Consider the following 15,058-nt stretch of genomic DNA (forward strand, 5'->3'; position numbering starts at 1 on the left):
ATAATCAACTTAGACATGAACTGCTTTTGCATCCATTTCCGCACGTTGCTTCTTCGCAGCGTCTAACATTCTCGCTTGTAAATCTTTACGCAAACCCAGTAAAAACACAAATTCAGCTAAAACAAATAAAGGGCCTATGGCTAATCCAACAAGATCATCGACAAATGCAGGTTTTTTCTTTTCATAAAAATGACCAATGAATTGGAATACCCAACCCACTACAAAGATACCAATACTTAACATTAACCAAGTAGCCATATCCATCTGAGCAATTTTATATGCAAATGGATATGCAATCGCAAAGATAATCAACATGAGAATACCAAAGATTTTATCAAGGCTTAGATAATAAATCACACTCGCCACAATCAACACTAAAGCAAGTGTGACCTCAAAGCCTGCAACGACGATCCCTGCTCTAGCGGTTAAACATATAATTGAAAATACAATCAAAGGGATACCAATAAAATGTGTAATGACATTTTTATGATCTAAATGATATGCAGCATATTGGCTCAATAACTGCTCAAGCTTTGACATTTCGGTCTTCCTTGTAAAATACTTTTATTCAATATATAAAAAAGACCAGATGTAAGTTGTCGGCTAAACGACAATTACAAAAAAGCAAATACAAATCGTTGAAATTTTGAAGATTTACATAGGGATTGAACGTGCTCACGGAAACAGAACTTAACGTTTTACAAAATAATGTGTGGTATTCGCAACTACCGAGTTTATTTCAAGATTATATTACTCAACATGCAACACATTTATATATAGAACGTGATCAAGCAGTGTTCCATCATGGAGATCCTTTCGATGGTATTTATGCCGTAATTCAAGGCAAAATTCGCTTAGGCTATATCGATATTGAAGGCAATCAATCTATTGCAGCGATTGTAGAACCCATTATGTGGTTTGGTGAAATTTCATTGGTGGATCAACAACCACGCTCTCACCATGCGATTGCCGTTGAAAAAAGTACCATTTTAAAAGTTTCTAGCACTGCAATTGAGCAAATACTGAAAGAACAGCCACAATTTTGGTTTCATATTGCGCAATTAACCAGCCAAAAATTACGTATTGCCTTTCTTGAACTGATTGCAATTCAAACCCTGAACATCAGTCAAAGGCTGGCTCAACGTCTACTTTTTATTTTAAATGGTTACGGTAACCATGTGCATATTGAAAACCATATTATCCATCTATCACAGGAACAATTGGCGCAAATGCTGATGTGTTCAAGGCAAACCATTAACCAAGAATTACACTTATTGGAACAACAAGGTATTTTAAAAATTGCCTTTAGAAAAGTTGAAATTCTCGACGTTCAAAAACTTCATGCATTGGCACATTCTGCAATGTAAATATTTATAAATAAATCACGATATTTAAATACTTTTCTGAATACTGAAAAATGAATATTGTTAATATTAAACCAAGCTTAAACGGTTGGAATCTATAATCATTTTTATCATTAAAATATACAAATGATCTATTCCGCTTTACATGAATAAGATTTATATTTCAGTTTAGGCGCCGATGCCATGATACGAAAGACGAAAAAGATGAAAAAAATCACAACGCTTCTTACCGCTGGACTTTTCACAGTCCTCAGTGCATCAGCTTTTGCTTGCCCAAAAGGCACAACATTGGTGGGTGGAACTGGGCCAAACCATAAAGGTGGCTCTTGTGTAGCAGCAAACGGTGTTGCCCAAAAAGCAAAAACTGAAACAGCAAAAGCCAAAACAGATACGACTAAAGCAAAAGATAAAGCAGTAACATCAACAAAAATGACCGCAGATAAGTCTAAAGATACTGCGTTAAAAGCGAAAACTGATGCGACCACTAAAGTTAAAGCTGAGACCGATACAAAAGCCAAAGCGGCAACTCAAACAAAGGCTAAAGTTGAAACCAAAACTCAAATGGCCAAAGATGCAAAAGATAAGGCAGTCAAAACAGCTTCAACAAATCCTTTAAAACCTTAAGCTTAATTCAACTATTCTGTTTCAATACAAATAAAAATGGCGAAATTAAAATTTCGCCATTTTTAAATCAAAATCTAATTTTGAAAATATCTAACTAGAAAAAAATACCTGAACTAGAAAATATTATTATTGGCTTTAGTATTGCCTAAACTCGGATGATCAATCGCATCTTTACACTGTGCTTTGTCACGTTCATATTCTTGTTGAGTTTTGACAAGTTGCCCATCTTTTTCCAATGTCGCTCTCGCCCACGAATCTAAACTGGTCAAAGCTTTACGACACAAAGCATATTTTCCTTCAGTTACAGAATCAGTCATTTTGACATTTATACGCCAATCTGTACTGAGCTTACGTACTGGTTTACGTACATTTTCCTGAATCAAATTTAATTGCTTACGATATACAAATGGTTCAACTTGGTTCATCAGCTTCCAAGCTTCTTTGGCATAGGTCGTTGCATCATTGGTCAATTTAGGCGCAGCTTTAATCTCAACTTTTTCTTTAGGTTCAGTGGATGAATTGCCACACGCCGATAATGTGATCGCAATGATAACCAAGCTCATCGTCAATAAAACTTTCGACTGATTTGCGAACATAAAGTAAGGCCTAATTAAACATTTCGGCACTATGCTATTAAATTCAGGTAAAATACACAATCTTGATTTCGTTTTTGTTTTACTCCCCCGCTTAGGTGTACCGTGTCTGAACACAATTCTCCAGTCATTCCTGCTGGTTTTTGGCAAGGCGCTAAAGATAGTCAAGCGATTATCTTTACATATTTACCTGTGTCTTTTGCTTTTGGCGTTTCTGCAACACAATTCGGTTTTAGTGCATGGGAAGCCTTATTCTTATCGTGTTCTATGTATGCAGGCGCCAGTCAGTTTCTTGTCGTTGCGTTATTAGGTAGTGGCACTTCGATTTGGATGACGGCACTCACTGTGATTGCCTTAGACATTCGCCATGTACTTTATGGCCCTGCATTGCAAAATTTAATTCAAGACCGTTTAAATATGAAGAAAACGGCGATTTGGGCATGGGGACTTACAGACGAAGTTTTTGCAGCAGGCATGATCAAACTTTCACAACGACGTCAAGAATGGTCTGAATCATGGATGCTTGGGTTGAGTCTATTTAGCTGGCTATCATGGGCATTGGGTTCATTCTTAGGAGGCTTATTTGCAGATCAAGTCAGTCATCTACCTCAATTTTTACAAGCCGCTTTAGATTTCTTACTGCCTGCTTTATTTCTCAGCTTCTTACTTGCTGCATTTGAGAAGAAATACACCTTTGTAGTCGCTGTCTCTTTAATCGTTTCTGCTTTGGCTTGTTATTTTATCAATATGTCTGCTGCAATTTTTATCGGTATTGCATCGGGTATTTTGGCAGGATTATTTAAGCATTATATGCTCAAACAACATGATGAAGTGAGTATTTAAGATGGATTTGCAGATTATCTTGGTCGGCATATTGGTGGGAATTGCAAACTTTGCATCACGTTTTGGGCCATTCTACGTGATTCAAAAAACGCATAAAAACACGCAGAACCGTGGTGCGACTTGGTTAAGAATCGCTTTAGGCAGTATTGGCATTGCAGCGATTAGTTCGATGCTCATCGTTGCGACCCTTCCACCATTGATTGAAACACCGAATAAAAGCGTTGCGATGTTGGTTGGGTTTATTGTTCTCACTGGACTGTATTTTAAGTTTAAACGTATCGTTTTAGCGACTTTAACGGCGGCTTTGGCCTATGGTTTGGTTTATACTTATATGCCTCTGTAATCAAATAAAGTCTTTCGTTGCTATTTTCAATTTAAAAAGATAAGGGATAATAGGTATTGATTATAAATAAAGAAAAATATCATGTCACAAATCAAAATTTACGCATTAAATGAAACAATTGCACAACTTAGAATCAAACTTTCAAATGCCATTCATGAAGCACTTGTCGAATCTTTGGCATATCCAAAAGAGAAAATATTTCAACGTTTCATTCCTTTAGAATAAGAGCACTTCATTTATCCTGCTGATCGAAGTGATTTATACACCATCATTGAGATATCAATGTTCGAGGGTCGTTCTAAAGAAGCAAAGAAAGCATTCATTTTAAAATTGATTCAAAATATACATTTACAATGTGGTATTGGTATCAATGATATCGAAATTACTATTTTTGAAACACCCAAAGAAAATTGGGGAATACGGGGTCAAAATGCGGATGAACTGGTATTGAATTACAAAGTGAATGTCTAAACAGAACACCATTTTTAAAGGAAATTGCTATATATACTCTGCTGTTAGACAATATCAAGATTTTATCTCAATTCCCCCTTAACACTGGTTCTAGTTCTGCTATGCTTAAACATCATAAATTCTAAGCATGGAAGAATCGCATGAGCGTCACAATTGGTACTCCACTTCAGCCTTCAGCTTTTAAAGTCCTACTTTTGGGATCAGGTGAACTAGGTAAAGAAGTGGTCATTTCCCTACAGCGTCTCGGTGTAGAAGTACACGCTGCTGACCGTTATGAAAATGCACCAGCGATGCAAGTTGCGCATTTCTCTTATGCCCTAAATATGGCAGATCCTACGGAATTAAAAGCGCTCATAGAACAAGTAAAACCAGATTTAATTGTTCCAGAAATTGAAGCAATTGCAACTCAGGTACTGGTTGAAATAGAACAACAAAATATTGCAACCGTTATTCCTTCTGCAAAAGCGGTAAACCTCACCATGAACCGTGAAGGTATTCGTCGTTTAGCTGCTGAAGAATTGGGCTTACCAACATCTGCTTATCGCTTTGCAAACAGTTTAGAAAGTTTCCGTGCCGCATGTGATGATATTGGTTATCCAAACTTTGTTAAACCTGTGATGTCTTCATCAGGCAAAGGTCAATCTCGCGTTAAAGAATTTTCGGAAGTAGATGCTGCTTGGGAATATGCCCAAACAGGTGGTCGAGTCAATCAAGGTACGGTAATCGTTGAATCACAAATTGATTTTGATTTTGAAATTACATTACTCACCGTTCGTTCGAAAAATCCAGAAACAGGTGAAATTGAAACATCGTATTGTGACCCGATTGGACACCGCCAAGATGCAGGCGACTATGTAGAAAGCTGGCAACCACAACAGATGACTGAAGCGGCTCTCACCGAAGCAAAACGTATTGCCAATAAAGTCACTGTAGCCCTTGGCGGGTGTGGTATTTTTGGTGTAGAACTATTTGTAAAAGGCGATAAAGTGTGGTTTAGTGAAGTATCTCCTCGTCCACACGATACAGGTTTAGTCACGCTTGCGTCACAATTCCAAAGTGAATTTGAATTACATGCACGTGCGATTTTAGGCTTACCTGTCAATACACAACGTCATAGCATTGCTGCCAGTGCAGTCATCTATGCAGGTGTAGATGCAAGTAATCTTTCTTATTCTGGCTTAAATTTTGCTTTAGAAAACCCAAATACAGATTTACGTCTTTTTGGAAAACCTGAAGGCTTTAAACGTCGTCGTATGGGCGTAGCGACTGCACGTGCTGAAAACACCGATAAAGCTCGTGAACTTGCATTTGAAACTGCATCAAAAGTTACTGTTAATTTAGGAACGACTGACATTTCATAAATGATTTGTGTTTTTGGCTGAAATTGAAATCATTTCAGCCACTTCCTTAAACAATTGACTCATCATTTTCGGACAATATATCCATGATCAACACCTCTCCTCTGTTGGAATATGTAAACGATAATCACGACATTCAAGGCATTACCCAATGGCGCAGCGTTGTTGAACAACAGTTAGATGAGGCATTCGATCATGGCTCTCCGATCCGAGATATTATCCGCACCCGATCAAATTTAATTGATCAAGCTTTAATTTTTCTTTGGAATCACGCTGAACTCGATCAAGAAGACTTTGGTCTTTTTGCCGTTGGTGGTTATGGGCGACGAGAAATGTTGCCTTATTCTGATGTCGATATCATGGTTCTTTCCAAAGAAGAACTAACAGAAGAACAAGAAAAAAAGGTCACTTCATTCATTTCATCACTTTGGGATGTTGGTAATTTCAAACCGGGAATCAGTGTGCGTTCAATTCCTTCGTGTTTTGAACAAGCCACCAATGATTTAACTGTAGCAACGACCTTGATCGAAGCACGTTTGATTACTGGTAATCAGCATCTGATGAAATGGCCAAGACGTATTGTTTCGCAAACTTGGACAGATCGAACCTTCTTTGATGCCAAAATGGATGAGCAAGCACGTCGTTATGCTCAACATAATAATACTGAAAGCAACTTAGAACCTGACATCAAAAATGCACCGGGCGGTATTCGAGATATTAATCAAATCGGCTGGATTGCCAAACGACATTTCCGTGTCAATCGTATTTATGACCTTGTCCATTTAGGCTTTATTTCTGAGTTTGAGCTGAGTGTGCTCGAAGATGCTGAAAATTTCCTTTGGGAAATCCGTCACCATTTACATCGTTTGACCAAACGTGATGAAAATCGTTTATTATTTGATTATCAACGTGATATTGCTGCAAAATTTGGTTATAACCGTGAGGATGACCATCATCCGAACTATCCAATTGAACAGTTCATGAAACGTTATTATCGAACTGCTCAACAAGTCAGTACACTGAATGAAATGCTTTTGGCTTATTTCAATGAGTCTGTCATTACACCTCGCTTACCCAATTATGAGCGTAAAATTGAAAGCATTAATGAACATTTTAAATTGGTCGATGGCAAACTTGCCGTGCAACACCATAAAATTTTCTCAGAAAATCCAAGTGCAATTTTAGAAATTTTCTATTTATTGGCAAATCGTCCTGAAATTGAAGGGATTCGTGCACGTACACTAAGATTGCTGACTTTAGCCGCAAAACGTATTGATCAGGCTTATCGTTCAAATCCAGCCAATCAAGCTTTATTCATGGCCATTATTCGTTCACCGCATCGTTTATATGAAACGATGGTGGCAATGAAACGTTATGGTGTCCTTGGAAATTACATTCCTGCTTTTGGTCAAATTTTGGGTTTGATGCAATATGACTTATTTCATATCTATACCGTTGATGCACACACTTTATTATTGATTCGAAATTTAAATCGTTTTAAAGAACCTGAATTTGCTAAAGACTATCCTGTAGTCAGTTCAGTCTTTCAACGTTTAGTACGCCGTGACATCGTATTTTTAGCGGCATTGTTCCATGATATTGCCAAAGGTCGTGGCGGTGATCATAGTGAATTGGGTGCAGAAGATGCGATTGAATTCTGTCAAGCACATGGTTTCACTGAACGTGAATGTAATCTTGTTGCATGGTTAATTCAAAACCATCTGTTAATGTCTATGACAGCGCAGAAAAAAGATATTTCTGACCCTGATGTGGTCAAAGCGTTTGCTGAAAAGCTTGGTGATATGGAGCATTTGGATTATCTCTATACCTTAACTGTTGCAGATATCAATGCGACCAATCCAAAACTTTGGAATACATGGCGCTCTTCTTTGATGCGTCAATTGTATACCCACGCACGTGATGTGATTCGCTCAGGTCTGGAACGCCCTGTCGATTATCAAATGTTAATTGAAGATACCAAGTTCTCTGCAAGTGAAGTGCTAGTCAATGAATTCCCACTTGAACAAGTCGAAAAGGTTTGGCAAGAACTGGGCGATGAGTATTTTCTTAAAGAATCTGCGGATGAAATTGCATGGCATACTCGCGCCATTTTACAGCATGGCGATAACCCCGCACCATTAGTGCTCATGCGTGCGCACCGTAAAGCAGCACAGGATGCAGTACAAATCTTTATTTATACTCAAGATCAACCCAACTTATTTGCAACCACAGTTGCGATTTTGGATCGTATGAATTTGGATGTTCAAGATGCACGTATTATCACTGCAACCAAAGCTTTTAGTTTAGATACTTATGTTGTTTTAGACCGTTTTGGTACATTGCTTACGGATCCAGAACGTGAACAAACTGTAAAAACAGCTTTAGTCAAAGCATTGAGTGAATCTGATAAATATCCGGGCTTAATGCAACGCCGTATTCCACGTCAGCTCAGACATTTTGATATCGAAAATACAGTCGATATCACGTTCAATGAAGCCTTACGTCAAAATATGGTTGAGATTTCCACACTCGATCAACCCGGTTTGTTGGCTCGTATTGGCGGTTTGTTTATGATGCAAGGTTTAGACATCCATTCTGCTAGAATTGCCACATTGGGCGAAAAAGCAGAGGATATTTTCTTTGTCACCAAAAAAGATGGTGCGCCATTAACAGATGCAGAATCTGAGGTTTTTGTCGCACAACTTAAAGCTGCTTTAGATGAAGCATCGAACCAAGTCTCTGGCCAAAATTAAGTTTCATCTTTTGTGCTTAGTTTTATCTTTAATATCGTTATCTTAAATATCATGGTAGTTGTTTCATGAACTCTAGTTTGTCTTTATTACATCCTTATCCTTTTGAAAAGTTAACTCAACTTTTTAAGGATGTTCAACCAGCAGATTTGCCCTTAATTCCCCTATCGATTGGTGAACCAAAGCACCCTGCGCCTGAGTTTGTGAAACAAGCGATTATTGAGAATTTTCAACACCTTTCAACTTATCCAAATAGCAAAGGTTTACCTGAACTTAGACAAAGTATTGCTGATTGGCTAACACGCCGTTTTAAGCTCAATTCAATCAGTGCTGAAGATCATATCATTCCTGTTACAGGTACTCGTGAAGGTATTTTTTCTTTTGTCCAAGCGTTGATAAATCGTGATGATGCACCCTATGTGGTCATGCCAAATCCTTTTTATCAAATTTATGAAGGTGCAACACTTCTCGCTGGTGCAAAACCTTATTTTATTAATTGCACCGAAGAAAATGGCTATCTTGGTGATTTTGACGCAGTTCCTGCCGAAGTTTGGGAAAAAACAGCATTATTGTTTGTTTGCACACCAGGAAATCCCACAGGTGCAGTACTTTCAAAAGAACAATTTAAAAAGTTGATTGCACTGTCTGACCAATATGATTTTGTGATTGCTTCTGACGAATGTTATTCAGAATTATGGTTTGATCAAGCACCAACAGGTCTGCTCGAAGTCTGCGCTGAATTAGGGCGTAATGATTATAAAAACTGTATCGTTTTTCATTCTCTATCAAAACGCTCTAACTTACCCGGCATGCGTTCTGGTTTTGTTGCAGGTGATGCAGCATTACTCAAACCTTATTTAAAATTCCGTACTTATCACGGCGCAGCCATGCCCGTTCAACATCAGTTGGCTTCAATTGCAGCTTGGAATGATGAAGCACATGTAGAAGAAAATCGTAAGTTATACCGTGCTAAATTTGATTTATTTCAAAATGAATTAGGCGGATTGTTTCCTTTACAAAAACCAGATGCAGGTTTTTACTATTGGCTCAAAGTAGACAATGATGAAAACTTTGCCAAAATGTTACTTGAGAAAGCCAATATTAAAGTTTTACCAGGTCGCTATTTATCACGTAAAACTGCACAGGGTAATCCGGGCGAAGGTCATGTACGTATGGCGTTGGTTGCAGATATTGCACAATGTGAAGAAGCCATTCAACGTTTAAAAGCAATTCTGTAAACTAAACTCGTTGCAATAAAATGGGCTTTATGAAAGCCCATTTTATTGGCTACTTTCAAGAATTCTAATGACACATATCGTTTAGTATCTTTCAATAAGAAAAATATCAAATAAAGCTATTTTCCAATAATAACAATGGCTTACATAATGAATAACTGCAATTAATTTTTCCTTATTCACCTATTCACTTGCATTCACAATAAAATAATTAATCCAATAATATTTACATAGGAATTCTAAATTATTCAAAATAGGAAATATAAGACACATATAAAATTAAACAAGAACAAGTTATAAAAATATTTAAATATTGTGATAAATAATTGAAATGTAATGTTCTTTTAAATTTAGACTTTTAGCTTAATAAGCACCTTGTCACTTGACCAGATGTTCATAACTTAGTCTATACTTGAGCATCTCTATTTATTTCAAAAATAAAAATGAATTTGAACAATGCTCAATTAAAAAAGCAACCTAATTTAAAAATATGGATCATTCTCGCTGGCATTCTTATTATTTTAATTGTTGCTTTTATTTTTTATAAATCAACACACAACAAACAATCTCTTTCAAAAGATACTGGAGCTGTTGCTTCTAAAACCAAAGCTGCACTTACAGTGACTGTGGTTGAACCTGAACAACAAAACTGGAGACAAAACTTTACTGCAAATGGCAATATTGCGGCATGGCAAGAAGTGGTGATTGGAAGTGAGCTTTCTGGACAACGCATTACCAAAGTTTATGTCAATGTGGGCGATACTGTGCAACGTGGTCAAGTTTTGGCAGAAATTAACAGTGAAAGCATCCGTGCTGATTTAGCTTCTGCCAAAGCCAATTATGCAGAAGCGCAGGCTGTACTAGCCGATGCCAGTGCGAACAATAAACGTTTTCAGCAGTTAAAAAATACTGGTGCGATTTCAGCACAAGAAGTCACTCAATATCAAACTTCACAAAATACTGCCCATGCCCGTTTAGATGCTGCAAAAGCACGAATCGACAGTGATCAACTTCGTTTAACTCAAACCCAAGTCATTGCACCTGATCGTGGTGTAATTTCAGCACGTAATGCAACAGTTGGGTCTTTGGCACAAACAGGTCAAGAAATGTTCCGCCTAATCCGTGATGATCGTTTGGAATGGCGAGCAGAAGTCACTTCAACAGATTTATACAAATTGAAGCAAGGCATGACTGCACAAATTATCTCACCAGATCCATCACAAGCACCTGTCAAAGGGACTGTACGTATGATTGCCCCTGTCATAGACCCACAAACACGTTTTGGATTGGTTTATGTCGATCTTCCAACAACTGATGCAGTGCGTATGGGGATGTTCGTCAAAGGTTCTTTTGATTTGGGTGAAAAACCTGCCCTAACCCTTCCGCAATCTGCCTTGCTATTACGAGATGGCTTTTCTTATATTTTTATTGTGAATAAAGACAACCGCGTGACTCAACAAAAAGTAACCCTTGGACGTAGACTGAATGACCGTGTTGAGATTTTAGATTTGCCAAGTAGCAATACAAATAGTACAAACAATGCAAATAGTACAAACAATGCAAATAGTACAAATCATGCAAACAACATCAAAGTTGTTGCATCTGGTGCAGGGTTTTTAGCTGATGGTGATTTGATCAAAATAGCGCATGCTATTCCAGATACCCCTTTGACCAAGCAACTTGTGAACGATCAGGAGAAATAATATGAATTTCTCTGCTTGGTCTATCCGCAATCCGATTCCCAGTATTTTACTGTTTATCATGCTCGGTCTTGCTGGTTTACTCTGTTTTCATTGGATGAAAATACAGCAATTCCCCGATATTGAATTACCCATGGTCACGGTGACAGCAGCTTTGCCGGGTGCTGCTCCGCCACAACTTGAAACCGAAGTTGCACGTAAAATTGAAAACTCTATTGCAACCTTACAAGGCTTAAGAAACCAATATACGGATATTCAAGATGGTATAGTGACGATTACTGCTGAGTTTCAGCTTGAAAAACCATTACAAGAAGCTGTTGATGATGTTAGAAATGCCGTATCACAAGTGCGTTCAGATCTTCCTACGGATTTACGTGATCCTATTGTCAGCAAAATTAACCTTTCTGGATCACCGATTTTAACCTATACCATCCAATCACCACGAATGGATGAAGAACAGCTCTCTTGGTTTGTGGATTATGATATTGCTCGAGCTATGCTCCAAGTCAAAGGTGTTGGAGCTGTAGCCCGTGTCGGTGGTGTAACACGTCAAGTTGATGTGGAATTAGATCCTGAAAAGTTATTGGCTCTAAATGCAACTGCAACAGATATTTCTAGGCAACTACGTTTAATTCAACAAGATGCTTCAGGTGGTCAAACCAAGATTGGTGGAAGTGAGCAATCTATTCGCACCATTGCCACAGTCAAAACTGCTGCCGAAATTGCGGCTATGGATATTGCACTCAGTGACGGACGACATATTCGCTTAGACCAAGTTGCAACGGTTCACGACGGGATTGCTGAACGTCGCTCTGCGGCTTTATTGAATGGTGAGCCTGTCATTGGTTTTGAAATAACCCGCAGTAAAGGTGCCAGCGAAGTAGATGTTGAAAAAGGCGTAACAGAAGCCTTAGAAAAACTTAAAACAGATCATCCAGACATTAAAATTAGTGAAGCCTTTAATTTTGTGAAACCTGTAGTTGATAACTATAAAGGTTCGATGTCTTTACTCTATGAAGGTGCGTTATTAGCCGTTCTCGTCGTTTGGCTGTTTTTACGTGACTGGAGAGCAACACTGATTGCGGCTACAGCACTGCCCTTATCCATCTTGCCTGCACTGATTGGCATGTATTATTTAGGTTTTACCCTCAATACTGTCACATTACTCGCCTTATCATTGGTTGTCGGCATATTGGTGGACGATGCAATTGTCGAAATTGAAAATATCATACGGCACTTGCGAATGGGCAAAACACCCTATGCTGCTGCAATGGAAGCCGCTGATGAAATTGGCTTAGCGGTCATCGCAACGACCTTTACCTTAATTGCTGTATTTTTACCAACGGCATTTATGAATGGTATTGCGGGCAAGTTCTTTGTGCAATTTGGATGGACAGCGGCTTTTGCGATTTTTGCATCATTATTGGTAGCACGATTACTCACACCAATGATGTCTGCTTATATTCTCAAACCGTGGGTTGGAAAAATTAACGCCTCTGATGAATCCAATATTTCAACAAAACCCAATGTAGAATTAGCTCAAGATGCAGGTACGACTACACTGGCTCAAGATCGAGCGCATGATGGTCGTGTGATGCGTACTTATATGCGAATGGTGACATGGTGTCTAAACCATCGTTGGATCACTTTTTCGAGTGCGATTGCCTTTTTTATCGGCTCTATCATGCTCATTCCTTTGCTACCAACAGGTTTTGTTCCACCACCTGATACAGGCCAAACCCAAGTCAGAATTGAACTTACGCCCGGCTCACAATTTAAAGATACTTTAAAAGCAGCAGAATACGCACGCAATCTGATTAAAGACCATCCTGAAATCAAGAGTATTTATACAACGATTGGTGGCGGATCTTCAGGTACAGACCCATTTGCAGGTGGCGCATCAAGTGAACCAAGAAAAGCAACTTTAACCATTCAAACAACTGAACGTTCTGACCGCTCTGCCAGTTTGCAAGACATTGAAGCTGAAATACGCCAACGCTTAGCACCACTTCCGGGGGCTAGAGTCCAAGTGGGTATTGCGGGTAATAATAGCCAATATCAAATTGCACTTTCAGGTGATGATCCAGATGCTCTTGTTGCTACGGCACGACAATTGGAACGTGAAATTCGTACAATTCCAAATATTGGGAGTATTACTTCAAGCGCAGCGTTAATTCGTCCTGAACTGGTTATTCGCCCTGACTTTGCGAAAGCTGCTGATTTAGGTGTTACCACCTACGATATTGCTGAGACATTACGTATTGCCACAGCAGGTGATTTCGATCAAAACCTAGCAAAACTTAACTTATCTCAACGCCAAATTCCTGTGGTCATTAAACTGCCTCTTGTTGCTCGCCAAGACCAAGACCTAATCAAACGTTTGATGGTGAAAGGTAGTCGAGGCCCTGTCATGCTCGGAACAATTGCACAAGTGGATATTGAAAGCGGGCCTTCTCAAATTGACCGTTTCAACCGCTTGCGTAATATTAATTTTAATATTGAATTAAATAATCAAGCTTTAGGGGACATTGCCGCAAAAGTTGATCAATTGCCGACCATGCAAAAACTACCACCAACTGTTCATCGTACAAATATTGGTGATGCTGAAGTTATGCAAGAACTTTTTGCCAGTTTTGGCTTGGCAATGTTAACGGGGGTGTTATGTATTTACGTGGTATTGGTTTTACTCTTTAAAGATTTCTTACAACCAGTAACGATTCTTGTCGCACTCCCCTTAGCTCTAGGTGGTGCATTTGTACTCTTGCTTTTAGCCAAAAGTAGTTTTTCTATGCCGAGCCTAATTGGCTTAATTATGTTGATGGGTATTGCCAGTAAGAACTCTATTCTACTGGTGGACTACGCCATTATTGCAAGAAATGACAAAGCTTACTCTAGGAAAAATGCCCTTCTTGATGCATGCCATAAACGTGCTCGTCCAATTATTATGACGACGTTGGCAATGGGTGCAGGTATGTTGCCAATTGCGTTAGGTATTGGTACAGATCCAAGTTTTAGAGCACCTATGGCGATTTCTGTGATTGGTGGCTTAATTACCAGTACATTCTTATCGTTATTGGTTATTCCTGTGGTTTATACATTTATTGATGATATTAATCAGAAAATTCACCGTTTTAGAAAGCCAAAATCTGAGTTAAATATTTCGGTAGATTAAACATCAATAACTGAGTTTTTTTAATTTTTATACAAAGAAGACGGTCACATGACCGTCTTCTTATTACGGATCTAAGCTATGCTTATAATCGTTACGATAAAATTAAGATTATTGCAAATGCAGAAAAACAGAACCCTGAAAGATAGTATAAATACTTAATATATTGCTGTAGCCAAATTATATAAGATTTCAAACTTAATAGCTTCACGATGCCTAAATTCCAAAACAACACAACAGTGACCATCCACACGCTCACAAATAAATTTTGTATTGAGTTATATTTTGGATAAATCAAAACTACTAAAGTGCTATAAAACATAATATTTTTAGGATTTAACAAACTTGAACTTAAACCAATGAATAAATTTTTCCAATATTTACTCCTAATAGGATAAGTTTCAGATTGATCCAAATAATCCTTAGAAATATTTTTTAATCGTGTGGCATAAAAACACTGAAATGCTAAATAGGCTAAATAAATAGCGCCTACGTATTTCATATAGTACAAAATATCAGTGTCTATTTTACCTAGCAAAAATAAACTAATATAAATGCTCAACAATATTGTGGCATTACCACATGCTATGCCTACACAAACCAACCTT

12 protein-coding genes and 1 pseudogene are annotated in these 15,058 nt (G+C 38.2%); 10 read left to right on the top strand and 3 right to left on the bottom strand.

The genetic code is table 11. The features are described 5' to 3' along the window. Window positions 1-9: 9 nt before the first annotated feature. The gene (locus tag GGG_RS0110915; RefSeq protein WP_010114851.1) at window positions 10-540 is read right to left on the bottom strand and encodes a DUF962 domain-containing protein; all 531 of its coding nucleotides are present in this window, start codon (window positions 538-540) and stop codon (window positions 10-12) included. A 131-nt stretch (window positions 541-671) separates the two neighbouring features. On the opposite strand from GGG_RS0110915, the gene GGG_RS0110920 reads away from it, so the two are divergent. Next, on the top strand, window positions 672-1,367 hold the full coding sequence (locus tag GGG_RS0110920; RefSeq protein ID WP_010114852.1) for a Crp/Fnr family transcriptional regulator: 696 nt from the start codon (window positions 672-674) through the stop codon (window positions 1,365-1,367). 201 nt (window positions 1,368-1,568) lie between these two features. After that, window positions 1,569-1,988 carry a hypothetical protein gene (locus GGG_RS0110925; protein ID WP_010114854.1) on the top strand — a complete coding sequence of 140 codons (420 nt, stop codon included), beginning with the start codon at window positions 1,569-1,571 and terminating at the stop codon, window positions 1,986-1,988. 113 nt (window positions 1,989-2,101) lie between these two features. Here the strand turns inward: GGG_RS0110925 and GGG_RS0110930 are convergent, their stop codons facing one another. Beyond that, window positions 2,102-2,584: a hypothetical protein gene (locus GGG_RS0110930; protein WP_010114856.1), complete on the bottom strand. Its 483-nt coding sequence runs from the start codon at window positions 2,582-2,584 to the stop codon at window positions 2,102-2,104. Between the two features lie 102 nt (window positions 2,585-2,686). Here GGG_RS0110930 and GGG_RS0110935 point away from each other — a divergent pair, with 102 nt between their 5' ends. The 8 genes and pseudogenes from GGG_RS0110935 to GGG_RS0110970 all read left to right on the top strand — a co-directional run bounded on the left by GGG_RS0110935 (window position 2,687) and on the right by GGG_RS0110970 (window position 14,453). Beyond that, the gene (locus tag GGG_RS0110935) at window positions 2,687-3,424 is read left to right on the top strand and encodes an AzlC family ABC transporter permease (RefSeq protein WP_010114858.1); all 738 of its coding nucleotides are present in this window, start codon (window positions 2,687-2,689) and stop codon (window positions 3,422-3,424) included. 1 nt (window position 3,425) lies between these two features. Beyond that, on the top strand, window positions 3,426-3,767 hold the full coding sequence (gene ygaH, locus GGG_RS0110940; protein WP_010114861.1) for an L-valine transporter subunit YgaH: 342 nt from the start codon (window positions 3,426-3,428) through the stop codon (window positions 3,765-3,767). An 81-nt stretch (window positions 3,768-3,848) separates the two neighbouring features. After that, window positions 3,849-4,238, top strand: a pseudogene (locus GGG_RS19705) (tautomerase family protein). Between the two features lie 140 nt (window positions 4,239-4,378). Continuing rightward, complete coding sequence (gene purT / locus GGG_RS0110950; RefSeq protein ID WP_010114862.1) at window positions 4,379-5,599, top strand: formate-dependent phosphoribosylglycinamide formyltransferase; 1,221 nt, start codon at window positions 4,379-4,381, stop codon at window positions 5,597-5,599. A gap of 83 nt (window positions 5,600-5,682) precedes the next feature. Then, the gene (gene glnD / locus GGG_RS0110955) at window positions 5,683-8,349 is read left to right on the top strand and encodes a [protein-PII] uridylyltransferase (protein WP_010114863.1); all 2,667 of its coding nucleotides are present in this window, start codon (window positions 5,683-5,685) and stop codon (window positions 8,347-8,349) included. 65 nt (window positions 8,350-8,414) lie between these two features. Next, window positions 8,415-9,584 (top strand): succinyldiaminopimelate transaminase, encoded by a 1,170-nt coding sequence (gene dapC / locus GGG_RS0110960; RefSeq protein ID WP_010114865.1) that lies wholly within the window; start codon window positions 8,415-8,417, stop codon window positions 9,582-9,584. 440 nt (window positions 9,585-10,024) lie between these two features. Beyond that, window positions 10,025-11,284, top strand: coding sequence for an efflux RND transporter periplasmic adaptor subunit (locus GGG_RS0110965; protein ID WP_010114866.1), 1,260 nt, complete (start codon window positions 10,025-10,027; stop codon window positions 11,282-11,284). Between the two features lies 1 nt (window position 11,285). Next, window positions 11,286-14,453, top strand: a complete 3,168-nt coding sequence (locus GGG_RS0110970) for an efflux RND transporter permease subunit (protein WP_010114868.1) — start codon at window positions 11,286-11,288, stop codon at window positions 14,451-14,453. 91 nt (window positions 14,454-14,544) lie between these two features. Here GGG_RS0110970 and GGG_RS0110975 read toward each other — a convergent pair. Beyond that, window positions 14,545-15,058, bottom strand: a 514-nt coding sequence (locus GGG_RS0110975) for a LysE family translocator (protein WP_010114870.1), incomplete at its 5' end; no start/stop codon positions are given.

Origin of the sequence: Acinetobacter sp. P8-3-8 (assembly GCF_000214135.1) — a bacterium.
Classification (GTDB): domain Bacteria; phylum Pseudomonadota; class Gammaproteobacteria; order Pseudomonadales; family Moraxellaceae; genus Acinetobacter.

Excerpts from the sequence above, each read along its gene's own strand:
- GGG_RS0110930 (WP_010114856.1), bottom strand. The coding sequence starts at position 2,584 with ATGTTCGCAAATCAGTCGAAAGTTTTATTGACGATGAGCTTGGTTATC.
- dapC (WP_010114865.1), top strand. The coding sequence starts at position 8,415 with ATGAACTCTAGTTTGTCTTTATTACATCCTTATCCTTTTGAAAAGTTA.
- GGG_RS0110970 (WP_010114868.1), top strand. The coding sequence starts at position 11,286 with ATGAATTTCTCTGCTTGGTCTATCCGCAATCCGATTCCCAGTATTTTA.
- GGG_RS0110965 (WP_010114866.1), top strand. The coding sequence starts at position 10,025 with ATGAATTTGAACAATGCTCAATTAAAAAAGCAACCTAATTTAAAAATA.
- GGG_RS0110915 (WP_010114851.1), bottom strand. The coding sequence starts at position 540 with ATGTCAAAGCTTGAGCAGTTATTGAGCCAATATGCTGCATATCATTTA.
- glnD (WP_010114863.1), top strand. The coding sequence starts at position 5,683 with ATGATCAACACCTCTCCTCTGTTGGAATATGTAAACGATAATCACGAC.
- purT (WP_010114862.1), top strand. The coding sequence starts at position 4,379 with ATGAGCGTCACAATTGGTACTCCACTTCAGCCTTCAGCTTTTAAAGTC.
- GGG_RS0110925 (WP_010114854.1), top strand. The coding sequence starts at position 1,569 with ATGAAAAAAATCACAACGCTTCTTACCGCTGGACTTTTCACAGTCCTC.
- ygaH (WP_010114861.1), top strand. The coding sequence starts at position 3,426 with ATGGATTTGCAGATTATCTTGGTCGGCATATTGGTGGGAATTGCAAAC.